Below are 21,290 nucleotides of genomic sequence, written 5' to 3'. Positions count from 1 at the left end.
TGGACCGCGGTGTCGCGCGGAACCCACAATGGCCGCCATGACCTCTTCCGTGCGACACGTGACAATCGACTGCGCCGACGCCTATCGCCTCGGCACCTTCTGGGCCGAGGTGCTCGGCGGCTCCCTCGGCGAGGACGACAACCCCGGCGATCCGGAGGCGCTGGTGAAGACGCCGGGCGTCTCGTTGCTGTTCATCCAGGTGCCGGAGGGCAAGACGGTCAAGAACCGGCTGCACCTGGACCTGCAGCCGCAGGACCGCACGCGGGACGAGGAGGTCGAACGGCTGCTGGCGCTCGGCGCGACCCTCGTCGGCGACCACCGGCGTGAGGACGGCACCGGATGGGCGACACTCACCGACATCGAGGGCAACGAGTTCTGCGTCGAGCGCAGTGCGGCCGAGCGCGCGGGCTGAGCCGGGCGGTCAGTCGTCCCCGTCGAGGAACAGGGCGGCGAGACGGGGAAGGCGGCGGCGGTTCTCGTCGTCGTCCTCCACGTCCCAGTCCTCGCCGGACGCGCGGGCGGGTCTGTCCATGTGCGGCACCGCGGCCTCCATCGCCGCGTCGAACGAGCCGGTCTCGCCCGTGACCCGTCCGTACGCTTCGCGCGGCAGGTACGAGAGGCTCTCGTAGCCGAGCCACCCGCCCTCGTCACGGCTCATCAGCGCGACGACGGGGAGATCGGCCAGCGAGTCGGGATCGGCGACGGCGCGCGTGAAAGTCTCCCGGCCCTGCAGGACCAGCCCGTCGCGGAAGTCCATGAAGCCGTCGTCTCCGCAGCCGCCCTCGATGAGGTACGCCGCGTTCCAGAGTGGCCATCGATAGGCGGAGTCGGTGACCTGGATCTCAAGCCGCGCGAAATCGATGATCTCGGCCGGGTCGAGTTCGGCGAGCAGATCCGTGAGGGCGTGCGGTAGCGGGTCGTCGGGATGATTCCTGTCGTCGGCCCGGTCGCCGACGGCCGTACGTGCGCGCTCGATGAGCGTCCACCAGGCGTCGATGTCCACCCGCGTCACCCTAGTGGCGCGTTCGCGGTGAGATCATCCGATCTGGGCCCCGAATGGCGCGCCAGTGCGAACGGAGGGCGGCGGTGGAGTTGCCGGACGACGGTGTACGGGAATGGCGCAGGTCCGTGCCGAAGATGTTGCTGACACTTCTCGGCGTCGTCCCTTTCGTGGCCCTCTGCGTATACATGGTGATCAAGTACATGGTGCTCGAGCCCGCAAGAGGGGACGAAATCGCCATCGGCTGCGTGGTGGTGCTGCTCTTCGTCATCCAGGTCTACCGCTGGGTGCGGCCGCTCCTCGCCCGCGATCCCGTGGTCATCCGGGTGGGTCCTGCGGGCTTCCACGATCGCCGGCTGACCTCGGAGCCGATTCCGTGGGAGGACATCGACGGCTTCTCCCGCCGGCGGTTGAGGGGGCAGGGGTTGCTCGTCCTTCGTATGACACGTGAGGGTCGGCGACGTCACATGCGATCGGGATCCATGTCCTGGTCGGCGAGGCTGGACGTCTGGATGCGCGCGGGCCCGTCCAGCGAGACGCGGGGCCTCACCCCGTCCTTCGACGACCTCGTCGCGGCGGTGTCCGAGCGGTTGCCCAAGAAGCCGCGCCGGCCGGTGGGCCCCCGGCGCGGGACTAGATCGCCTGGGTGAAGCGGGCGAGCAGGTCGCGGAAGGTGTCGCGTTCGTCCGGGGTGAAGGCGTCGGCGATCCTGCGCTCGATGACCACGGCCGCCGCGTCCGCGGTGCGCAATGCCTCGCGTCCCGCGTCGGTGAGGTGGGTCTCCAGCATCGTGCGATGCCACTGATGCGGGCCGCGCTCGATCAGGCCGTGCTCCAGCAGGTTCTTCAGCACGACGGTCATCGCCTGCGGGGTGACGAGGCATTCCCTGGCCAGGGCGGCTGCGGAGATGCCCGGGTTGGCGGCGAGAACGAGCAGGGCGGCGTATTGCGGCACAGTCAGCCCCGCGGCCTTCACCGCTATGTGCTTGGCCGCCATGAGCCGCTGCTCGGCACGCTTCACGTCGAGGCCGAGCCGCTCCTCCGCCGGCATGTCCATGCGCGGAGCCTATAAGCCCTGCCGTTCATAAGAGTATTTATAGATATAAAAGCTTTGATACTGTGCTCTTCATGTCTGTGATTCCGGATAGCCACCTCGACCTGCTGACCCGCCCTCTGTACGCTCACCTGGCGACGCTGATGCCCGACGGGACGCCGCAGGTGACGCCGGTGTGGGCCATCTGGGATGGCGAGTTCCTGCGCTTCACCACCACGACCGATCGGCAGAAGGGGCGCAATGCGAGCGCCCGCCCTCACGTGGCCATCTCGATCAACGACCCGGACCGGCCATACCGCTACCTGGAGGTCCGGGGCATCGTCGAGCGAATCGACCCCGACCCCGAGGGCGTCTTCTTCGACGTGCTGGCCAAGCGCTACCAACTGGAGTACGAAGCGCCGGTCGGCGACGCCGAGCGCAGGGTGGTCCTCGTCGTGCGGCCCACCCGCTTCACCAGTCAGTGACCCATGGTCGCCTTGACGTGTCGCGCGAAAGCGGGAAGTGACACAGGTCGCTCTCCTAGGTTCCACCTCGACGAGTCCGCTGTACGCATCGCCCACTGGATTGCAACCGGCCGCAGGATCGTGAGGTCGAACGGGCCCGGCGAGCCATGTGTCCATGGCCGGAAGTCGACGCCCAGATGCGGGACTGGGTAAAGGCGGTCGATGACCTTCGCGGCGCATCCGACGAAGCCCTACCCGAACGCTTGGCCGGCGTTCATAACCGATTCGAACAGATACACCCGTTCCTCGACGGCAATGGCCGGACGGGCCGTTTGGTGCTCAACTTGATCCTTTGTCGAATCGGATATCCACCAGCGATCATCTATAAGCGCGATCGCAACAAGTACCTCCAGGCGATGCGTCGAGCCGACAACGACGGGTTCGGCCCCTTGGGTGAACTCATCGCACGCAGTGTGACGACAAATCTGTACCGCTTTGTCATGCCAGCGGTGGCCGGTCCGGTCAAGCTTGTTCCCCTACCCGCTCTCGACCCGCTCTCGCGACGCGGGACCTGACCGAAAACGCGCTCCGGGTCGCTGCCGCACGGGGGCGACTCCGTGCGGTCAAGGGGGACGACGGTATGTGGCGGAGCAGCAAGAAGTGGGTGAACGACTACATCAAGTCGAGGCACCGCCGGTCGTGACGCCGCTGTGCGGAGGGAATATGTCCGTAGCTGCAGGACTGCTGCCAGCGGCACCTCTTCCATAACCCAACGGGTCCGGCGACGGTGGCGTGCCGGTTGGCTGCCTGGGTCTGGTCGGTCTCAGCCGCGCATCGACGGATCGCGGGGAAGCCCGACCCGGTCCGGTACGGCCTGAGGGAGCGCGCGCAACCAGCCGTCGAGGTCGTCGGGCCACCACCGGCCGGGCGCCAGGTGCCCGAGCATCTCTCCGACCACTGCCGCGGACGCCGGGGCGGGCACCACGCGGGTCGGCGCGGCTCCGGCGAGCACGCCCAGCCACCAGTGCCGTCGGGTGGCCGGCAGGTCGTCGGGGTCGAGGACGACGTAGTAGTCCGGCAGGATGAGCCGGTCGCCCCGGAGCCCCGTGAGAGCCGCCTCTATCGCGACCTCCAGCCCGCCGGTGGGAGCGGTGCCGTCGAAGAAGTCCGCCCAGGCGGCGCCCACGTCGGCGAGGGGATCGGCGTCGTGCACCACGTAGGTCGCCCGAGCGCGGGTCACGGTCTCGGTCACCTCCGCCGCCGGACGCTCGCCACGAGTGATCGCTCGCACGTTGTGCAGGCCGTCGAGCGCGGAGACCACGTCCGGCGCCCGATCTCCCGCCACCACGACCACAGTGCTGCTCAGCCGCCGCATGAATCGGAGTCTAAGACCCCATAACGGCTGATCTCACCTGTGGGCGGTCGGGTCCACGACGGCCTGCCTGGGCGCCGGGCGCGAACGGGACGGGCGTAAATGTGGTGCGCGAGGTCAGGGCGCGTCGCCAGGATGGGGCTCATGCCAGGCGACCACGCGCAGCACGGGACGGCCGGACCGGACGATCTGGCGGTGGTGAACCGGGCCACCGGCCGGGCGTGGAGCGTGCTGGGCCGGCTCACCGGCGGCAGATCCGACATCGTGCAGTTGCTGGGGCACGGCCGGGCCCGTGCCGTACTGAAGATCAAACACGGTGCGTGGTGGGCGGCCCAGCTGGAACGGGCGGCCGAGCTCGTGGACGCGCTGCGCGCCGCCGGATATCCGACGCCACCCGTGCTGGGCTTCGGGCCGCTGGGCGGGGACCGGTTCTACCTGGCCACCGAGTTCGTCCCGGGCGTCCAGCCCGCCGGGCTGGACGCGGGGCTGGCGCGCGACGTGCTGGCCGCCGTCGATCTGCATTCCGCGGTGCGTCCGCCGGAGATCCGCGACTGGTCAACGATGATCACCGAGTTCCTCAACGGCGGGATCGCGGAGCACCGGTTCCACCCGCGGCTCGCGAGTCTGGCCGACCGGGCCCTGGCCCTGGTGCCGCGGCCGGTTCCCGCGTTGCCGAGCGGAGACTTCGTGCACGGCGACTTCACCACGCGCAACCTGCTCGCCCGTGGCCCGAGGCTGAGCGCCGTCGTCGACGTCGAGGGCTTCGGACGCGGCACCCGCACCATCGACCTGGTGTCGCTGCTGGCCTCGGTCGCCTCCGGCTCCGGGCCGATCGCCGATCTCGTCCTCGAACGTGCGGTCGCCGCGAGCGACGAACAGACCGTTCGCGCCTGTCTCGCACACCGGGCCCTCGCCCTGCTGCTCACGGCGGCCGAAAGTCCCAAGGGCGTGGACGCCGTCGCGGACCAGGTCGGCGGAGTGCTCGCCATGGTCACCTGACCCGCCGCCGGATGAGGCACGTGCCGCCCGCGCGGAGCCCTGCCGTACGATCGGCGGCGTGCTGGTCATGACGCTCGCCGCCTATCCCGACGGACCCTCCGCCTCCGCCTCGGACGACGCGGACGCGTTGCGGGTCGCGGCCGAAAAGTTCGGCGGACCCGAGCCGGTCGTCGCCGTGGGCGACGACGGGCGGGTCCGGTTCCTGCGCAGAGACGTGACGGGCGCGTTCGTCGCGGTCCAGGAGCGGCCGGTCATCGCCGAGGCCCTCGGTCTGCTTCCGCACCCCGAGGGCGGGTGGTTCCGCGAGACATGGCGGACGTCCGCGAGCTTCGAGCCTCCCGGGTACGGCGGCGCACGCCAGAGCGCCACGGGCATCTACTTCCTCCTTCACCCGGGAGAGGAGTCGGTGTGGCACGTGGTCCGTTCGGACGAGGTCTGGTTCTGGCACCGGGGCGGCCCGCTGACCCTCGTGCTCGGAGGGTCAGGCGACCGGCCAGGGGACGAGCGGACGGTCACGCTCGGTCCCGATGTCGAGCACGGCCAGGTGCCTCAGGCGCTCGTGCCCGCGGGGACCTGGCAGGCTGCCCGCCCGGCGGGCGCGGAGGGCGTGCTGGTGAGCTGCGTGGTGTCCCCCGGATTCGACTTCGCCGACTTCAGAGCGGTCTGACGTCTGATTCAGGCGGCTTCGGGCTCGGGTTCTCTCTCCGGTTCCATCTCCGGCTCCGGCTCTTGTTCCAGATCGGTCACCGCCTCGGCGATCGGCTGGAGCATCATGCCGACGACCGCTGCCGCCGCTGCGCTTCCGAGACCGATGGACCAGGCCAGGGGGCCGAGCGGACGGCAGCCGAAGAACCGGCTGACACCGGGAACGGTGACGATCGTCCACAGGACGGCGAGAGACATCAGGGCGGCCAGCAGGACCACCTTGTCCCTCCAGCCGCTGGTCAGGGTCTGCATCAGCTGCGCCGAGACGAGCGCGACCAGCCCGATCGTGTCCGCCCTTCCCCGTGTGCCGGTCACACGTCCGAGCATCCACGCGGCCGTCGCGGCCGTCGCCGTGACGGCGGCCCTCAGGTAGATGTCCCTGGTCAGCGAGGCTCCGAGCGATGCCTCCGGTCCTTCGGCCAGCAGCTTCTCCGGGTCGGTCGCCGTGGGCGGCCGGGCCGCCACCGCCATGGCCGGCACCATGTCGGTGAGCAGGTTGACCAGCAGGAGCTGACGGGCGTTGAGCGCGCTCTTGCCGGCGAGCACGTCTGAGCCCACCGTGAAGACGATCTCCCCGATGTTCCCGCCCAGCAGGATGCTCAGCGCGTCCCTGACCGAGGCCCACATCGCGCGGCCCTCGACGATCGCGTCGACGATCGTCTCGATCCGGTCGTCGGTGACCACGAGGTCGGCGGCGCCGCGGGCGGCGGGAGTGGCGCGCGTCCCCAGGGCGATGCCCACGTCGGCCATGCGGATGGCGGGGGCGTCGTTGGCGCCGTCGCCGGTGACGGCGACGACCTCTCCGGCCCGGCGCAGGCAGGTGACGATCCGCGCCTTGTGGGCCGGGGTCGCCCGGGCGAACACCACCACCTCGGGGAGCGCCTTCGTCAGCGTTTCGTCGTCCATCTCGTCGAGCTCGGGGCCCGCCATGACGCGTCCACCGTTGAGCGCACCGAGCTCGGCGGCGATCGCCTCCGCGGTGCTGGGATGGTCTCCGGTCACCATGACGATCCGTACGCCGGCGCGCCTGAGCCGGCCGACGCTCTCCGCCGCGGTGGGGCGCACCGGATCGGCGAGACCGAGGAAGCCCAGGAAGCAGAGGTCGTCGATGCGTGACTCGTCGAGGTCACGGCGGTCGGAGGCAGGCCGCTGGGCGACGGCGAGGACGCGGTACCCCTGGTGCGCGAGCCTGTCGACCTCGCGCTCCAGCTCCCGCCGCGCGGCCTCGTCACACGGCACCTGTCGTGTCCCGTCGAACATCGTGGTGCAGTGGGTGAGCACGATCTCGGGCGCGCCCTTGACGCTGAGCAGGTGTCCCGATTCCGTGAGACCGAGCACGGCGTGGTAGCCGCGTCCAGGCTCGAAGGGCAGCTCGTCGACGCGTTTCCACGTGTTCAGCCCCTCTTCCGGGGTCACGCCCATCCGCTCGGCGCCGTCCACGACCGCCTGGTCGGTGGGGTGGGCGATGACCCGGCCGCCACCTGACTTGGGACTGGCGCGCACCGCAGCGGCGACGATCCGCTTCAGTGCCGGATTCGGAGCGTCGGTGGGGCCGCCCTCCCGGCCGTCGGACACGTAGCGCAGGCTGATGTGCCCCTCCGTCAACGTCCCGGTCTTGTCGAAGCACAACACGTTCACCCGGCCGAGTGCCTCGATCGTGGACGGGTTGCGCACCAGCGCGGCGCGCTTCGACAGTCGCCGGGCCGCGGCGAGCTCCGCGACGGTGGCCACGAAGGGGAGACCTTCGGGCACCGCCGCCACGGTGAGGCTCACCGCCGGCGTGAGCGCGGCGGACAGGGGACGTCCCCGGAACAGGTCGATGACCAGCAGCAGGAACCCGGACGCGATCGACACGGGGAGGATCCGGCTGCTCAGCTCGCGTAGCCGCAGTTCGACGCCTGTCGGCGGGCTGGGCGCTCCCGCGAGCATCGCGCTGCGCCCCGACTCCGTCATCTCGCCTGTGGCGACGATCACGGCACGGCCGCTGCCCGCCGCGATCGTCGTGCCCTGGTACACCATCGAGTTCCGGTCGGCGACCGCGGTGGCGACCGTGGGCGCCGCCGTCTTGGTGACCAGCTGCGACTCGCCGGTGAGGGTCGACTCGTCGACCTCGAGGCCGACCGCCTTGATCACGCGCCCGTCGGCCGGCACGGCGTCGCCGGCGCGCAACTCGATCACGTCGCCGGGAGCCAGGTCCTCCATGGACGCCTCCACCGTCCCCTCGGGGCGGCGGAGCCGTACACGAATGGCGGTGGCCTCGGTGAGCCGGTTCAGCGCACGGTCGGCCCGGGACCGCTGCACGCCGCCCAGGAGGGCGTTGATCATCATGACGCTGCCGATCAGCATGGCGTCGAGGACCGATCCGACCAGAGCCGAGATGCCCGCCCCGGCCGCCAGAGCGGGGGTCAGCGGGTTCGCCAGCTCCTCGAACGTCGTGCGCACCAGTGACGGCGGCCCCTCGGGCTCCCCGCCGTCTCCCGTGGCGACCCGGCGCTCTACGGCTTCCGTCTCGGCGATCCCGTGGGTGGACGAGCGCAGGCGGGACAGGACGTCCTTGGCCGACATGGCGTGCCAGGGCGTGGTGTCGGCGCGGAGTGGAACCGGGACGCGCCCGGCGCTGCGCCCGGCCCATTCGCCCAGCAGGAGGGCGATCGTCGACACGCCGGCACTCACGAGTTGCCCTCGGTGGAGGGACGTCTCCTCCGGGCTCGCGATCGCCAGCAGGCCGCCGACGACGCCCGCCGCAGCGCCGAGCCGTACGCCGTTGCGGCTGACGCTCACGGCTCTGGGCAGGCAGCTCAAGAGCAGATGGATGCCGCTCAGCTCACCCACCACGTGGGCGTCCCAGGGCACGGTCCCCGATTCGTCCATCACGCCGACGCCGATGTCGGCCTGGACCAGGCCCTGACCGGACCCTCGTGACACCACGATGACGCAGTGACCCTCGGACTGCAGTTCGAGGACCGTGTCACCGAGATCGGGGCCGCCGGGAACCAGCCGCTCGATGCCGAGTCGCTGGGCGAGCCCTTCATCGTCTCCCGCGAGCATCACCGTCGTCGCGGACGCCTTGGCAGTGGCGATCACGGTTTCCGCCATCGGGTCGATCTCGTGGGCGAGCCCGGCGACGGCGACCAGGCGGCCTCCGCGCGTGACTCCGACGGGACGCAGCCCGCGCCGGCGCCACGCCGCGGCCTCCTCCGGGAGGTGCCTGTCCAGGTCGGTGAGTGGTTCGACGACCATGTCCTCGCTGGTCCAGGGCCCGGCCGGATCGGTGAAGTCGATCAGTGAGTAGAGCCGGGCGTAGAGCTCGCCGGTGTCCATGCCGTTGCCGAGAGGCACGAGCCGGTCGATCGTCCACGAACCGGTGGTGACGCTGTCGGCATCGAAGATCACTGTGTCGACGCGGTCCATGTGGCGCAGGGCTTCGGTTTCGAAGACGAGGGAGTCGCGCTGCCCGAGCGCGCGACTCACCGCTCCCGCGAAGGCGTCGCGACAGACGCCGGCCACCTTCGGCGTCGCGGAGATGAGGATGGCGAGGGCCCGCTGGTTGCTGCGCGTGACGATCCGTGTGACGGCGTACCCGCCTGCCGCCACCGGGCTCGCCACGTCCGCGTAGCGCTCGATCGGGCCATGGGGCCGGGGGCACGGCCGCGGCCGCGCCGCCGTCCTGATGTGACGGTAGGCGCCCGGCTGACGGGCCAGCCGCTCTTCAAGCGACTCCCAGGCATGTCGACCCGCTCGCGCCTCGACGTAACGTGCGGAGGACACGAACGAGTGCACGAGCAGCCCGATCGGGCGCAGCGTCAGCGTTTGCGTGATCAAGGTCGCCGTGGTGAACATGGCGTTCGTGGCGCGGCGGCCGAGGCGCCGGTCCAGTTCCTCGCGCAGAATCGGCGTGGAGTGCGCCAGATGCAGCAGTGCGGGGACGGCAGGGGTGAGCCGTGGCAGCTGCGCCGCCCTGCCCGCGAACACCAGCCCGATGCCCGTCACGCCGGCGGCCAGACGTATCGTCGCGCGGAGGTGCTCCTCGGCCAGCCGGATCGGCGTGTGGTGCGGGCGCTCCTCCTGTTCGTCGAGTTCGGTGACGATCGCCAGCAGTTCGTCCTGGTCGACCTCCTCGGGGTCGCATCCGACGAAGACGCAGGCGAGGCGCCCGTTGACCTCCGCCCGCTCCACGTAGGGGACGGCGCACAGCTGCTTCTCCAGCCGCTCGGCCGAGCGCTCGGTGCCGGGGGCTCCGATGCCGTGCACGTCGATCCGCAGGCCGGCGGGGCAGGGCCTGATCTGGCGAGGGCACGGCAGGACGTCCTTGAGGGGGTCGGGCAACACGCCACGCAGCAGTGCGGCCGACGTCGTGAGCACGCGGGTCAGCAACATCCGCCCGCCCGCATGTCAGTCATGACCCCTCCTGGCACGAACCGGGGGGTCCGAAAAATGAAATCCGCCCGAGCTGGGCGGACTTGTGTGACGTGTGTTCAGGCGGCCGTGAAGCCGTCCCTTCTACCTTTCCTCCATCGGCCGCGGCGGAAACTCGCACCGGTCCAGAAAACGGGCAGATGGGTGAGTCCTGGCGGAGGATCGCCTAAGTGATCGCGAAGGTGGGCCAGTCGAGCAGTTCGAGGACGCGCTCCAGCCCCGGCTGGACGTTGCGCAGCCGTACCGGATGGTCGACCGGGTCGTCGGACAGCAGGGCGAGGGTGCGCAGGCCGTAGAGGTCGATGAACTCCAGGTCGCCGACGTCGCAGGTCGGGGCCTGCTTTCCGCCGTACAGGAGCAGCAGGGCCTTGATCGCGGCGTCGCTGTTCGTCACGTCGATCTGGCCGCTGAGCCGGATGTGGCCGCGGCCCGAGCACCGGATGTTGAGCTGCGCGTCCGTGTAGAGGACGTCCGGCGTCGAAGCCGTCGACGGGCGTCCATTGACCTTCGCCATCGGGCAGCGCCGCCTTCCTCTCGTGGGGCGGGACCATTTCGAGCATCATCGCCCGTGACGACGCCTGTCAACCGATGTGCGCAACGATCTCCCTGGCGGGGGGTGCGTCACGCCTTGCGGGCGACGCCTCCTACGAAGGTGTGATAGGTGATGCCCTGTTCGGGAATGACGTCCGGTTCCGGCTGCCATTCCGCGAGCGGCACGAGCCCCGGGTCAAGGAGCTCCAGGTCGCCGAAATAGGACACGATCTCGTCGTGGGTGCGCCACCGCCCGGTGCCCAGGTTCTCGTTGAACAACCTCTCGGCAGAGGTGGCCTGGGCGGACACCTCGGGATGACTGGCGCCCGGATTGTGGAAGTGCGAGATGGCGAGGTAGCTGCCCGGGGCCAGCACGTCACGGTAGCGCCCGGCCGTCCCTTCCGGGTCCTCGTCGTCGTTCAGGTGATGCAGGATCGCGAAGAGCAGCAGGCCCACCGGCTGGCTGAAGTCGATGAGCCTGGTGACCTCCGGGTGGCCCAGGATCGACCCCGGATCGCGGATGTCCGCTTCGATGACCGTGGTGCGGTCGTCCTTGGCCAGGATCGCCCGGCCGTGGGCCAGCACGATCGGGTCGATGTCGACGTAGACCGTGCGCGCATCGGGGGCGAACTCCTGGGCGATCTCGTGCACGTTGCCCTGGGTCGGCAGGCCCGAGCCGATGTCGAGGAACTGCCGGACGCCGGTGTCCCGTGCGAGATGGCGGACCACGCGCTTCAGGAAGTCACGGTTGGCCCGGGCGGCGGCCGGCGCGTCGGGGGCGATCCGCAACGCCATCTCGGCCACCTGGCGGTCGACGGCGAAGTTGTCCTTGCCTCCGAGCATGACGTCGTAGACCCGCGAGATGCTCGGTTTCGTCGTGTCCACGGGGGATCGCGCGTTGTCCTTCGGAGTATCGGTGGACGTCACAGCGTGGTCTCTGTCCGGCACGGGCCCATCCCTGATCGCTTCGCGGCGCGCTGGTCGAGATCACGATAATTGTGATCTTGTCCGCTGGGAACCGTTTTGCGGCGAGAAGGGGCGCTCCTGCGCTAAATGGATACGCCGACGCCGCCGCGGGTCTGCGCTCCGTATCGCTCCAGTTCCTTCGGGATGTCGAGCGGCCTGATGTGGGAGCGGCCGGCGAGGGTCTCCTCGTCGAGCAGGGCGGCGGGGACGAGCCAGGACACCTCGAACTCGATCCCGTCGGGGTCCTTGGCGTACAACGCCTTGGTGGTGGAGTGGTCGGAGGCCCCGGCCAGCGAGCCCATCTCCGTGAGCTTCGCCGAGATGCGCTCCAGTTCGGTGAGCGTGTCCACCTCCCACGCGAGGTGGTAGAGCCCCACCGTGGAACGTCCGGCCGCGGACGGCCCCGCCTGCGCGCCGATCTGGAAGAGGCCGAGGTCGTGATCGTTCGTCGATCCGGAGGCCTGCAGGAACGCCGCTCCCGGGAACGAGTTGACCACGCGGAAGCCGAGCGCCTCCTGATAGAAGGCGACACTGCGCGCCACATCGCGGACGTACAGCACCGCGTGGTTGAGACGTTGGATCGGCATGACCCCTCCTCGCACTCTTGAACTCTCAACTAATTCTACCGCGAGCGGCGTTCCCGGAAACTGTCGGGGCCAGGCCGTACGGTGACCTCCGGACGGGAGCCGACAGAGGGGGAACTCATCATGGCCGCCGACAGAGTCTCGCGAGAGCGTGAAGCCAACATGGTCCTGTTCCGGGCCGTGCACGACGTGGCGCGCCGCCATGCCGGCGAGCCGTTCCACCAGGTGGTGTCCGCGCTCGCCAGCACCCTGCCGGGCACGCCCCGCCTCGACGAGGCCGAGTTGCGCCGGATCGCAGAGGAGATCAGCGTCGGCCGTGACCCCTCGGGCCTGTGAGACCCACGGGCTTCCCGGGGGTGTTCAGGTCTGCAGCAGGGCGGCGGGGTCGGCGATGACGCGCTGGATGACCTGACCGGCCGCGCCCAGCGCGGCGGCCTCTGTGCCGAGCCGTGACACCACGACGGGGGGCACCGCGTCGCGCATCTGGCCGAGGCGGGAGGTCAGCGTGGCGGCCACCGCCTCGCCGATCCAGGGGAAGAGGGGGCCGTAAATCCCGCCGAGGACGATGGTGTCGGGGTCGACCAGGTTGATCGCGGAGGACAGGGCGACCCCGAGCGCCCACCCGGCCCGCTCGCAGGCCGCCAGGGCGGCCGCGTCCCCGGCCTCCAGTCGCGAGACGATCCACGAGATGTCCCCGGCCGTGGTGCCGCCAGGCGTCGCCTGCGTGCCGTTCCCGGAGGCGCCGCCTGCTTGTGCACCCGTCCGCTGGGCGCCGTTCCCGTGCGGGCCCGCGCCCGGCGGGAGGCCGGTCGCGGCCGCGAGGGCGTCCTGGCTCGCGTACTGCTCCAGGCAGCCCTTGCCGCCGCACCGGCAGGCGGGGCCGTCGGGGGAGACGACCACATGGCCCAACTCGCCCGCGAAGCCGTGTGATCCCTGGAACAGGCGGCCGCGGACGACGAGGCCGGCGCCGATGCCGATCTCCCCCGAGACGTGCAGGAAGTCGGACAGGCCCGACCCGAACCACAACTCTCCCAACGCCGCCAGGTTCGCCTCGTTCTCGACCTGGACGGGGAAGGGCAGTTCGAGCAGCGCCGCCACGGGCACGTCACGCCAGCCGAGGTTGGGGGCGTTGTGCACGGTCCCGGTCCGCTGGTCGACCGGGCCGGGGACGGCGAGGACTCCGCCCACCACGCGCAACCCCATGTCCACAGCGTCGTCCACAGCCTTGAGGGCCAGATCCCGGAGGAGCGCGACGACATCCCCAGGCTGTGCGAATCGGTTGTCCACAGCCTGTGTACGGCGGAGCCGTACGGTGCGGGACAGATCGACGACGCGTACCGCGAGGTAGTCGACGTTGATCTCCAGACCGACCGAGGCCACGTGCTCGCCGCTGACGCGGACCACCACGCCGGGCCGGCCGCGCTCGCCGTCACGGACGGCGCCGGTCTCGACCACCAGCCCGGCCTCGATCAGGTCGGCCACCAGCTTGGACACCGTCGTCTTGGTCAGTCCGGTGATCTCGGCCAACGCGGCACGCGTCAGCGAACCCCTGGCGTTCACCTCCCCGAGGACGAGTGCCAGGTTCCGCGCGCGCATCGCGTCATGCCGTACGGCCTGTGCCATCACACCCTCCGGGGCCGGGAATTGAAATCGTAGACATGAGCCACTTGACCTGCCGCACGCGGAGTCCGATATTTAGTCCACAACGTAGACTAATTCAGGAGGCGAACATGTACACCCCCACTCCCGAGGACAAGTTCACATTCGGGCTGTGGACAGTGGGCTGGCAGGCGCGCGACCCCTTCGGTGACGCGACCAGGGCGCCGCTGGACCCGGTCGAGAGCGTTCACCGGCTTGCTGAGCTGGGCGCCTACGGCGTGACGTTCCACGACGACGACCTGCTCGCGGTCGAGCCGGACCGGGCCAAGGCCATCGAGAGCTTCAAGAAGGCTCTCGCGGAGACCGGGCTCAAGGTGCCGATGGCGACCACGAACCTGTTCACCCACCCGGTGTTCAAGGACGGCGGCTTCACGAGCAACGACCGCGACGTACGCCGTTACGCGCTGCGTAAGGTCATGCGCAACGTCGACCTCGCCGCCGAGCTGGGTGCCACGACCTACGTGTGCTGGGGTGGCCGCGAGGGTGCGGAGTCCGACGCCGCCAAGGACGTCAGGGCCGCCCTGGACAGGTACAAGGAGAGCCTCGACATCCTGTGCCAGTACGTGATCGACAAGGGCTATGACATCCGCTTCGCGCTCGAGCCCAAGCCGAACGAGCCGCGGGGCGACATCCTGCTCCCGACCATCGGGCACGCCCTCGGCCTCATCAGCATGCTCGAGCACCCCGAGATGGTGGGCCTCAACCCCGAGGTCGGCCACGAGCAGATGGCGGGCCTCAACTACGCGCACGGCATCGCCCAGGCACTGTGGCAGGGCAAGCTCTTCCACCTCGACCTCAACGGCCAGCACGGCCCGAGGTACGACCAGGACCTGATCTTCGGGCACGGCGACGTGAAGAACGCGTTCTTCCTCGTCGACCTCCTGGAGAACGGCGGCTACGAGGGCCCCAGGCACTTCGACTACAAGCCGCTGCGCACCGACGACGCCGCCGACGTCTGGGTCTCGGCCGCCGCCAACATGCGGACCTACCTCATCTTGAAGGAGAAGTCGAAGGCCTTCCGCGCGGACCCCGAGGTCCAGGAGGCGCTCGCCGCCAGCCGGGTGACCGAGATCGCCGTGCCGACGATGGCCGAGGGCGAGACGGTCGCGGACCTGTTCAACGACGACTTCGACCTTGACGCGGCGGCCGAGCGCGGCTTCCACTTCACCCACCTGAACCAGCTCGCCCTGGAGCACCTGTTCGGCGTGCGCGGATGAGGCGTGCGCGGATGAGGCGTCCGCTCGTGGGACGTGCACCCGCACGGACGACGTGCGCGGGGACGATCGGGGCTGGAGGACGATCGTGAGCCTCGTGGCGGGGGTCGACTCCTCGACCCAGAGCTGCAAGGTGGTGATCCGCGACGCGGAGACGGGCGCGCTCGTGCGTGAAGGGCGCGCCACGCATCCGGACGGGACAGAGGTTCATCCCGACGCGTGGTGGGCGGCGCTGCGGACGGCGATCGACCAGGCCGGAGGCCTCGACGACGTCGAGGCCCTGAGCGTGGCCGCCCAGCAGCACGGCATGGTGTGCCTCGACGAGGACGGCGAGGTCGTGCGGCCCGCGCTTCTGTGGAACGACACCCGTTCCGCCCGGGCCGCGTCCGATCTGGTGACCGAGCTCGGCGGCCCGGACAAGTGGGCCGCCGCCGTCGGCAGCGTTCCCGTCGCGTCGTTCACCGTGACCAAGCTCCGGTGGCTGGCCGAGCAGGAGCCCGCGCAGGCGGGCCGTACGAGCTCGGTCTGCCTTCCGCACGACTGGCTGACGTGGAAGCTCGCCGGGCGGCCCACCGAGATCACCACCGACAGGGGAGACGCCTCCGGCACCGGTTACTGGTCGCCCGCGACCGGGTCCTACCGGACCGATCTCCTCCAGATGGCGATGGGCGCCACCCCGGCACTGCCGCGCGTGCTCGGTCCGGCGGAGCAGGCCGGTGTCGCCGGCGCCGTACGGCTCGCGCCGGGCACGGGCGACAACATGGCCGCCGCGCTCGGAGTCGGCATCGGGCCCGGAGACGTCGTCGTCTCGATCGGCACATCGGGTACGGCGTTCGCCGTCGCGGAGTTGCCGTCGGCCGATCCCTCGGGAGCGGTCGCCGGGTTCGCCGACGCGACCGGACGGTTCCTGCCGCTGGTCGCGACGCTGAACGCGGCCCGAGTGCTGCAGGCGGCCGCCCGCATGCTCGGGGTCACCCAGGAACAGCTCAGCGACCTGGCTCTGCAGGCTCCGCCCGGTGCCGACGGCCTGGTGCTCGTGCCGTACCTGGAAGGGGAGCGCACGCCGAACCGGCCTGACGCGACGGGTTCGCTGCACGGGCTGAGGCTGGCCACGGCGACCCCCGAGCACCTGGCCCGCGCGGCCGTCGAGGGCATGCTCTGCGGCCTCGCCGACGCGCTCGACGCGCTCGGGCTCACGGCGAACAGGGTGCTGCTCATCGGCGGCGGAGCCCGGTCCGAGGCGGTCAGGCGCATCGCTCCCACCGTGTTCGGCGCGCCCGTGCTGGTGCCGAGCCCGGGTGAGTACGTCGCGGACGGGGCGGCCCGCCAGGCGGCGTGGCTGGTCTCGGGTGCTCCCGAGCCTCCTCGCTGGGAGGCGGCGGACACCGAGCTCTACGAGGCCGATGTCACCAAGGGGCTCCGCGACCGTTACCGGGAAGCGAGCGACCTCTAGAGCGGCCCCGGCGTGCCTTGCCGGAGGCGAGGGCGGAAACACCTACCCTGAGGCGACCCTGAGGGTGTGTCCGGGACATCTTGGGCGTTTACCCGGATGCCCGGACGCACCCACTCGCGGGATCCTCGAGACATGGTCAAGAGGCTCTATCCCGTGATCGCCTGTGGCGGCATCCTGTTCGCGGTGATCTACGTGGTCACGGCTCAGGTGGCAGGAGACTCCGCCCTCGACCCGGTCACGATGACGATCAGCGAGTACGCCTCACTGGACCGCGGCGTCGGGATCGAGGCGGCCATGGCGGTCCTCGGGCTCTCGTCTCTGGCGCTGCTGGCCGGAATGCGCGCCGTGCGCGCCCCGGTCGAGGGCTGGCCGCGCATCTTGATGATCGTCTGGAGCATGTCGCTCATGGCGGCGGCGTTCGTGCCGACGACGGCCGCGGGCGCGGGGCGCGGCTGGGCGACCGCCGTGCACCTCGTTCTGTCGGCGGCCGCCTTCGTGAGCCTTCCGGCCGCGGCGACACTCCTGGTCGGGCGGTTGGCGCAGGACGAGCGATGGAGCCCGGCGGCGCGGCCGGTGGAGTGGCTCGCGCTGGCCGGCGGGCTGGGCCTCGCGGCCATCACCTACGTGGCGCTGCCGGGGCACGGCGTGATGGTCGGCCTGGTCGAACGGCTTCTCCTCGGCACCGAGGTGGCGGTTCTCCTGGTGCTCGCCGTACGGCTGCTGCGGCTCACGTGGGCGGGGACGCTGCGAGAGGTGGCCGATGTGCGGCGGCGCCGGTTCGTGACCGTCGGGGAGCGGGCCGCTGTGCGGCCGCTGGACCCGGCGGGCGCTTCGGGGGCCCTGACGTCCGCGGGGCCCCCGAAGCTCGCTGCGTGATTCAGCGCTGGGCGGCCGTCAGGGTCTTCAACGCGTGCTCGACCAGAGTGACCAGGACCACCTTGGCCGACGCCCGCCTGCGGACGTCGCAGAGCAGCACCGGGACCTCGGGATCGAGGTCGAGTGCGACCCGCACGTCGTCGGGCTCGTGGCGCTCCGCGCCGTCGAAACAGTTCACGGCGACGATGAACGGCGTGCCGCGCTGCTCGAAGTAGTCGATGGACGGGAAGCAGTCCGTCAGGCGACGGGTGTCGGCCAGCACGACCGCTCCCAGGGCGCCGTAGGACAACTCATCCCACATGAACCAGAAGCGCTCCTGCCCGGGGGTGCCGAACAGGTAGACCACGAGGCCTTCCCGGATCGTGATCCGGCCGAAGTCCATCGCCACGGTGGTGGTGGTCTTCCCCTCCACCCCGTCGATGTCGTCCACACCGACACTGCGGTCGGACAAGACCTCCTCGGTGCGCAGGGGACGAATCTCGCTGATGGCGCCGACCAGCGTGGTCTTGCCGACGCCGAAGCCGCCGGCGACGAGGATCTTCAGAGCGACCGGCTCGTCAGAGGGCGCGAAGGCCATTGATCACTTCCTTGAGAATGCGCTCGCTGGGCTGCGGCGCGACCGTGACCGGAGGCCGTACGACGATCAGCCCTTGGTCGTGCAGATCTCCGATCAGTACGCGGACCACGCCGAGTGGCAGGTCGACGTCGGATGCGATGTCCGCGACCGACGCCCCCGAGCGCGCGATCTCCAAAATCCGCCGCTGCTCGGGACCGATGGTCGTGTCACCGTGCGGAGGCGTTCCGGTCGACCTCACCATGGCGATGAGATCGAGGTTGTCACCGGAGGACCGTGCTCGGCCCCCGGTCAGGGCGAAAGGCCGGACGACTGGTCCGGCCTCCTCGTCCATCCAGCGCGGCCCCGTCATACGGCGCCCCGCTTCATGACGGGGACCGCCGCGGGCTCGTGGAGATGTGCTGGCCGACACGCTTGACGAGCATGGCCATCTCGTAGGCGATGTGGCCCACATCCGCGTCGGACGCCGCGAGCACGGCAAGGCAGGTGCCCTGCCCGGCGGCCGTCACGAACAGGAACGCCGACTCCATCTCGACGATGGTCTGACGCACCTCGCCGCCGCCGAAGTGACGCCCCGCGCCGCGTGCCAGGCTCTGGAAGCCGGCGGCGACGGCGGACAGATGCTCCGCGTCCTCCCGGCTCAGGCCCTGGGACGCTCCGACGACGAGGCCGTCCGTGGAGAGGATCACCGCCTGGCGGACGGCGGCGACCCTGCTGATGAGATCGTCGAGCAGCCAGTTGAGCTCGCCGGTCGACGTCGCTTTGCCGGTCATTCGTCACCCTTCTCGCCATGCGTGTTGTTTGCGAAGCTTCCGTACTCGTTGCCTTCCGGCTGCTCGGAGTCCTCGCGGCCACGCCGTCCGCCCGCCTGGAAGGCGGAGAACATGGCCCTGGCCTCTTCCGGCGATCGCTCCTCGGGGTCCGGCGTAGGAGCGCCCAGCGGCTGCGACCCGTCGCGGAGCTGAGGAACGATATTGGCCTGCCGTACGCGCCGGGGCAATCCCGCGTGCGTGCCGTTCGCGTTGGAGGCGCCGGCCGCCGGCGGCCTGGCGAGGTCCGCGTGGGGTGCGCCTTCGTGAACCGTGCGGCCGCGCGTCGTGCGTTCGCGGACGGGAAGGCCGTTGACGGTGGATCCGTTCGAGGAACCCGCGCCGGGGCCGCCCCCCGAGAGGTCCGCGAACGCGCCCATCCGCTTGTCGTCGAGGCCGGGAACGAGAGGGGAGTCCTGTGGCACCGCCCGCAGACCGGGTGCCGGCTCGCTCTCGGGCAGGTCGTCGCGCGCCGCGGAGGGGACGGCCTCGGTCCGCAGCGCGGCGGGTGTGAAGAACGGCGAGGTGTCCGGGCTGGACTGATCGGCAGCCGGGGAGGCCGCGGTCTCCGGAGCCGCGCCCTGGGAGAGCGCGAGCTCGGAGATCGCCTCCCGCTCGGTCACCTCCGCGGTGACCGGCGCCGTGATGGCCCGCCTGGCGCCGGGTCCCACGCCCGTCGCATGGGCCACGGAGCCGGTGATCGCCGCAGGGGATCCGTCGTCGGCCACCAGGGCCCGCGGCATGAGCACGATCGCGGTCGTGCCGCCGTACGGCGAGCCGCGCAGCAACACGCCGATGCCGTAACGGGCGGCGAGCTGGCCGACCACGAAGAGCCCGAGGCGGTCGCTGTCGGCCAGGTCGAACTCCGGCGGGTTCGCCAGCCGCTCGTTGATGTCGGCGTACTCCTCGGGCGACAGGCCCAGACCGCGGTCCTCGATCTCGATGACCAGTCCGTTGGCGACGACCTCGCCGCGCACCAGCACCTTGGTCTGCGGCGGGGAGAAGACCGTCGCGTTCTCGAGGAGCTCGGCCAGCAGGTGGACGACGTCCGCCACGACCGAGCCCGTCACGGAGGCGTTCGGCATCGTCGGCAGGGAGATGCGGGTGAAGTCCTCGACCTCGGAGATCGCCGCGCGGACCACGTCCATGACCGGCACCGGCTTGCGCCAGGAGCGGCCGGGCGTGGCGCCGGAGAGGATGATCAGGCCTTCCGCGTGCCGGCGCATGCGCGTGGTCAGGTGGTCGAGCCGGAAGAGGTCCTCCAGGCTCTCGGGGTCCGCCGACCGGCGCTGCATGGAGTCGAGGAGGGTCAGCTGGCGATGGAGCAGGCTCTGCTTGCGACGGGCCAGGTTGAGGAACATCTGGCTGACGCCCCGCCGCAGGTTGGCCTGGCCGACGGCGGCCTCCACGGCTGTGCGCCGCACCGTGCCGAACGCGTTGGCGACGTCCACGACCTCGCTCGAGCCGGTCGCCTTGATCGGCGGCGCCGCCGCGTCGACGTCGACGTCCTCGCCGCGGCGGAGCCGGTCCACGACATCGGGAAGCCGTACATCGGCGAGGTCGAGCGCGGCCCCGCGCAGGCCGGCGAGGTCGCCGACGAGGCGGCGGCCGAAGCGGACGGAGAAGACGATCGTGGCCAGGATCGCCAGCAGGCCGAGCCCGCCGGCGATCGCGATGCGGGTCACGATGGCGCCGGCCGCCGAGGTGGCCTCCGTCGTGAGCGCGTCGGACGCCTTGACGCGTGCCGTGTCCAGCCGGGCGTTGAGGGAGTCGACGGTGGGCGCCCACTTGTCACGGTCGATGGCGTACAGGCTGCCGGTGGTCGCGGTCACGACGCCGTCCTCGAGCGTCGCGAACCGGTCGAAGGTCTGGGAGTTCAGCACGTCCTCGTACGGCTGCCGCATGCCGCCCTTGAGGATCGGCCGGTACTTCTGGTAGATGAACCGGCGGTCGGCGGCCCATTCCGTGAAGGCCTTGTGCTCGTCGCGGGTCAGCCTGCCGCCGCTCATGATCGTCCCGCGGACCAGGGCGTCCTCGCGGGCGATCATCTCGTAGGCGTTGCCCATCGCCTGCATGGCACTGGCCTGCTGGAAGATGGACAGGTCGGGCACCGAGACGAGGCGGTCGTAGAGCCCGAACAACTCGTCCATGACCCCGTTGTAGGCGTTCATCGCCTCGAGCCGGTCGAACTTGCCGAGAGTGACGGACTCGCGGATCGACGGCAGGCGGTCGAGCGAGGCGAGCAGGGCGTCCAGCGGGGCCTTGAGGTCGCCGCCGAGGGCGCCCCCGTCCTCCTGCTCGTGCACGGCCTTGGTGAAGGTGTCGGCCGCGGAGCTGGTCTTGGCCTGCTGCGTGGTGACCGCGGACGAACTCGTCTGGTTCGCGCTGAGCATGCGGATGGTCAGCGCACGCTCGGCCTGGATGTGCAGGCCGAGGTCGGCGGAGGTCACGCCGATCGAGTCGTACAACGATTTGGCCTGGAGGAGGGCGACGCCGTCGCCGACCGTGAGCTTAAGGACAAATCCCCACAAAGCGCTCAGCATGAGCAATGGGAGCAGTAGTAACAAGAAGATCTTGAACCGAATCGACCGGTTTCTGGAACCCATGGCCACTCCTGCAGTGCGTGGAGGCTCACG

General features: G+C 70.5%; 22 protein-coding genes. 10 read left to right on the top strand and 12 right to left on the bottom strand.

All coding sequences use genetic code 11. The features are described from left to right. Nucleotides 1–49 precede the first annotated feature (49 nt). The gene (locus Pmi06nite_RS08960) at nucleotides 50–412 is read left to right on the top strand and encodes a VOC family protein (RefSeq protein WP_373317279.1); all 363 of its coding nucleotides are present in this window, start codon (nucleotides 50–52) and stop codon (nucleotides 410–412) included. 9 nt (nucleotides 413–421) lie between these two features. Here Pmi06nite_RS08960 and Pmi06nite_RS08955 read toward each other — a convergent pair whose 3' ends face one another. Next, nucleotides 422–1,003: a DUF4240 domain-containing protein gene (locus Pmi06nite_RS08955; RefSeq protein WP_203952433.1), complete on the bottom strand. Its 582-nt coding sequence runs from the start codon at nucleotides 1,001–1,003 to the stop codon at nucleotides 422–424. An 83-nt stretch (nucleotides 1,004–1,086) separates the two neighbouring features. Between Pmi06nite_RS08955 and Pmi06nite_RS08950 the strand changes: the two genes are divergently transcribed. Further along, nucleotides 1,087–1,650, top strand: coding sequence for an STM3941 family protein (locus Pmi06nite_RS08950; protein ID WP_203952432.1), 564 nt, complete (start codon nucleotides 1,087–1,089; stop codon nucleotides 1,648–1,650). Here the strand turns inward: Pmi06nite_RS08950 and Pmi06nite_RS08945 are convergent. Beyond that, entirely contained in the window at nucleotides 1,634–2,056 is a 423-nt protein-coding gene (locus tag Pmi06nite_RS08945) for a MarR family winged helix-turn-helix transcriptional regulator (protein ID WP_203952431.1), read from the bottom strand. The genes Pmi06nite_RS08950 and Pmi06nite_RS08945 overlap by 17 nt on opposite strands. Before the next feature lie 71 nt (nucleotides 2,057–2,127). Between Pmi06nite_RS08945 and Pmi06nite_RS08940 the strand changes: the two genes are divergently transcribed. Continuing rightward, entirely contained in the window at nucleotides 2,128–2,517 is a 390-nt protein-coding gene (locus tag Pmi06nite_RS08940; RefSeq protein ID WP_203952430.1) for a PPOX class F420-dependent oxidoreductase, read from the top strand. A 146-nt stretch (nucleotides 2,518–2,663) separates the two neighbouring features. Continuing rightward, nucleotides 2,664–3,071, top strand: coding sequence for a Fic family protein (locus Pmi06nite_RS08935; protein WP_239113770.1), 408 nt, complete (start codon nucleotides 2,664–2,666; stop codon nucleotides 3,069–3,071). A 248-nt stretch (nucleotides 3,072–3,319) separates the two neighbouring features. Here Pmi06nite_RS08935 and Pmi06nite_RS08930 read toward each other — a convergent pair whose 3' ends face one another. Then, nucleotides 3,320–3,871, bottom strand: a complete 552-nt coding sequence (locus Pmi06nite_RS08930) for a hypothetical protein (protein ID WP_203952429.1) — start codon at nucleotides 3,869–3,871, stop codon at nucleotides 3,320–3,322. A 141-nt stretch (nucleotides 3,872–4,012) separates the two neighbouring features. Between Pmi06nite_RS08930 and Pmi06nite_RS08925 the strand changes: the two genes are divergently transcribed. Beyond that, nucleotides 4,013–4,867 (top strand): aminoglycoside phosphotransferase family protein, encoded by an 855-nt coding sequence (locus Pmi06nite_RS08925; protein WP_203952428.1) that lies wholly within the window; start codon nucleotides 4,013–4,015, stop codon nucleotides 4,865–4,867. Nucleotides 4,868–4,934: 67 nt separating this feature from the next. Continuing rightward, on the top strand, nucleotides 4,935–5,534 hold the full coding sequence (locus Pmi06nite_RS08920) for a cupin domain-containing protein (protein ID WP_203952685.1): 600 nt from the start codon (nucleotides 4,935–4,937) through the stop codon (nucleotides 5,532–5,534). 8 nt (nucleotides 5,535–5,542) lie between these two features. Here the strand turns inward: Pmi06nite_RS08920 and Pmi06nite_RS08915 are convergent, their stop codons facing one another. The 4 genes from Pmi06nite_RS08915 to Pmi06nite_RS08900 form a co-directional block, all read right to left on the bottom strand. Next, nucleotides 5,543–9,949 carry a cation-translocating P-type ATPase gene (locus Pmi06nite_RS08915; RefSeq protein ID WP_203952427.1) on the bottom strand — a complete coding sequence of 1,469 codons (4,407 nt, stop codon included), beginning with the start codon at nucleotides 9,947–9,949 and terminating at the stop codon, nucleotides 5,543–5,545. Nucleotides 9,950–10,154: 205 nt separating this feature from the next. After that, on the bottom strand, nucleotides 10,155–10,502 hold the full coding sequence (locus tag Pmi06nite_RS08910; protein WP_203952426.1) for an STAS domain-containing protein: 348 nt from the start codon (nucleotides 10,500–10,502) through the stop codon (nucleotides 10,155–10,157). 107 nt (nucleotides 10,503–10,609) lie between these two features. Continuing rightward, nucleotides 10,610–11,446 carry an SAM-dependent methyltransferase gene (locus tag Pmi06nite_RS08905; RefSeq protein WP_203952425.1) on the bottom strand — a complete coding sequence of 279 codons (837 nt, stop codon included), beginning with the start codon at nucleotides 11,444–11,446 and terminating at the stop codon, nucleotides 10,610–10,612. Between the two features lie 122 nt (nucleotides 11,447–11,568). Then, nucleotides 11,569–12,072, bottom strand: a complete 504-nt coding sequence (locus tag Pmi06nite_RS08900; protein ID WP_203952424.1) for a VOC family protein — start codon at nucleotides 12,070–12,072, stop codon at nucleotides 11,569–11,571. 120 nt (nucleotides 12,073–12,192) lie between these two features. Between Pmi06nite_RS08900 and Pmi06nite_RS08895 the strand changes: the two genes are divergently transcribed. Next, the gene (locus Pmi06nite_RS08895) at nucleotides 12,193–12,405 is read left to right on the top strand and encodes a hypothetical protein (RefSeq protein ID WP_203952423.1); all 213 of its coding nucleotides are present in this window, start codon (nucleotides 12,193–12,195) and stop codon (nucleotides 12,403–12,405) included. 24 nt (nucleotides 12,406–12,429) lie between these two features. Here the strand turns inward: Pmi06nite_RS08895 and Pmi06nite_RS08890 are convergent, their stop codons facing one another. Then, on the bottom strand, nucleotides 12,430–13,692 hold the full coding sequence (locus tag Pmi06nite_RS08890; RefSeq protein WP_203952422.1) for an ROK family transcriptional regulator: 1,263 nt from the start codon (nucleotides 13,690–13,692) through the stop codon (nucleotides 12,430–12,432). Nucleotides 13,693–13,799: 107 nt separating this feature from the next. Between Pmi06nite_RS08890 and xylA the strand changes: the two genes are divergently transcribed. From xylA to Pmi06nite_RS08875, 3 genes are all read left to right on the top strand, one after another. After that, nucleotides 13,800–14,945 (top strand): xylose isomerase, encoded by a 1,146-nt coding sequence (xylA, locus tag Pmi06nite_RS08885; protein ID WP_203952421.1) that lies wholly within the window; start codon nucleotides 13,800–13,802, stop codon nucleotides 14,943–14,945. Nucleotides 14,946–15,030: 85 nt separating this feature from the next. After that, a complete protein-coding gene (gene xylB / locus Pmi06nite_RS08880; RefSeq protein ID WP_203952420.1) occupies nucleotides 15,031–16,395 on the top strand; it encodes a xylulokinase in 1,365 nt (454 codons plus the stop codon). Between the two features lie 132 nt (nucleotides 16,396–16,527). Continuing rightward, nucleotides 16,528–17,271 carry a DUF998 domain-containing protein gene (locus Pmi06nite_RS08875; protein WP_203952419.1) on the top strand — a complete coding sequence of 248 codons (744 nt, stop codon included), beginning with the start codon at nucleotides 16,528–16,530 and terminating at the stop codon, nucleotides 17,269–17,271. A 1-nt stretch (nucleotide 17,272) separates the two neighbouring features. Here Pmi06nite_RS08875 and Pmi06nite_RS08870 read toward each other — a convergent pair whose 3' ends face one another. The 4 genes from Pmi06nite_RS08870 to Pmi06nite_RS08855 are packed head-to-tail and all read right to left on the bottom strand — an operon-like array spanning nucleotide 17,273 to nucleotide 21,185. Continuing rightward, nucleotides 17,273–17,848 (bottom strand): GTP-binding protein, encoded by a 576-nt coding sequence (locus Pmi06nite_RS08870; RefSeq protein WP_203952418.1) that lies wholly within the window; start codon nucleotides 17,846–17,848, stop codon nucleotides 17,273–17,275. Next, nucleotides 17,829–18,197, bottom strand: a complete 369-nt coding sequence (locus tag Pmi06nite_RS08865) for a DUF742 domain-containing protein (protein WP_203952417.1) — start codon at nucleotides 18,195–18,197, stop codon at nucleotides 17,829–17,831. The genes Pmi06nite_RS08870 and Pmi06nite_RS08865 overlap by 20 nt, the downstream gene beginning before the upstream one ends. A gap of 13 nt (nucleotides 18,198–18,210) precedes the next feature. Beyond that, entirely contained in the window at nucleotides 18,211–18,618 is a 408-nt protein-coding gene (locus Pmi06nite_RS08860; RefSeq protein WP_203952416.1) for a roadblock/LC7 domain-containing protein, read from the bottom strand. After that, entirely contained in the window at nucleotides 18,615–21,185 is a 2,571-nt protein-coding gene (locus Pmi06nite_RS08855; RefSeq protein WP_203952415.1) for a sensor histidine kinase, read from the bottom strand. Before Pmi06nite_RS08855 ends, Pmi06nite_RS08860 begins: the two co-directional genes overlap by 4 nt. Between the last annotated feature and the right edge of the window lie 105 nt (nucleotides 21,186–21,290).

Source organism: Planotetraspora mira (genome assembly GCF_016863275.1).
GTDB lineage: Bacteria > Actinomycetota > Actinomycetes > Streptosporangiales > Streptosporangiaceae > Planotetraspora > Planotetraspora mira.
This window is presented reverse-complemented; position numbering and strand designations above follow the sequence as displayed.

Bases quoted from the DNA above. Each gene is read 5' to 3' on its own strand.
- Pmi06nite_RS08925 (WP_203952428.1), top strand. From the start codon at position 4,013: ATGCCAGGCGACCACGCGCAGCACGGGACGGCCGGACCGGACGATCTG.
- Pmi06nite_RS08930 (WP_203952429.1), bottom strand. From the start codon at position 3,871: ATGCGGCGGCTGAGCAGCACTGTGGTCGTGGTGGCGGGAGATCGGGCG.
- xylA (WP_203952421.1), top strand. From the start codon at position 13,800: ATGTACACCCCCACTCCCGAGGACAAGTTCACATTCGGGCTGTGGACA.
- Pmi06nite_RS08890 (WP_203952422.1), bottom strand. From the start codon at position 13,692: ATGGCACAGGCCGTACGGCATGACGCGATGCGCGCGCGGAACCTGGCA.
- Pmi06nite_RS08935 (WP_239113770.1), top strand. From the start codon at position 2,664: ATGTGTCCATGGCCGGAAGTCGACGCCCAGATGCGGGACTGGGTAAAG.
- Pmi06nite_RS08870 (WP_203952418.1), bottom strand. From the start codon at position 17,848: ATGGCCTTCGCGCCCTCTGACGAGCCGGTCGCTCTGAAGATCCTCGTC.
- Pmi06nite_RS08910 (WP_203952426.1), bottom strand. From the start codon at position 10,502: ATGGCGAAGGTCAATGGACGCCCGTCGACGGCTTCGACGCCGGACGTC.
- Pmi06nite_RS08860 (WP_203952416.1), bottom strand. From the start codon at position 18,618: ATGACCGGCAAAGCGACGTCGACCGGCGAGCTCAACTGGCTGCTCGAC.
- Pmi06nite_RS08945 (WP_203952431.1), bottom strand. From the start codon at position 2,056: ATGGACATGCCGGCGGAGGAGCGGCTCGGCCTCGACGTGAAGCGTGCC.
- Pmi06nite_RS08875 (WP_203952419.1), top strand. From the start codon at position 16,528: ATGGTCAAGAGGCTCTATCCCGTGATCGCCTGTGGCGGCATCCTGTTC.
- Pmi06nite_RS08915 (WP_203952427.1), bottom strand. From the start codon at position 9,949: ATGTTGCTGACCCGCGTGCTCACGACGTCGGCCGCACTGCTGCGTGGC.
- Pmi06nite_RS08920 (WP_203952685.1), top strand. From the start codon at position 4,935: ATGACGCTCGCCGCCTATCCCGACGGACCCTCCGCCTCCGCCTCGGAC.
- Pmi06nite_RS08940 (WP_203952430.1), top strand. From the start codon at position 2,128: ATGTCTGTGATTCCGGATAGCCACCTCGACCTGCTGACCCGCCCTCTG.
- Pmi06nite_RS08900 (WP_203952424.1), bottom strand. From the start codon at position 12,072: ATGCCGATCCAACGTCTCAACCACGCGGTGCTGTACGTCCGCGATGTG.
- Pmi06nite_RS08865 (WP_203952417.1), bottom strand. From the start codon at position 18,197: ATGACGGGGCCGCGCTGGATGGACGAGGAGGCCGGACCAGTCGTCCGG.
- Pmi06nite_RS08895 (WP_203952423.1), top strand. From the start codon at position 12,193: ATGGCCGCCGACAGAGTCTCGCGAGAGCGTGAAGCCAACATGGTCCTG.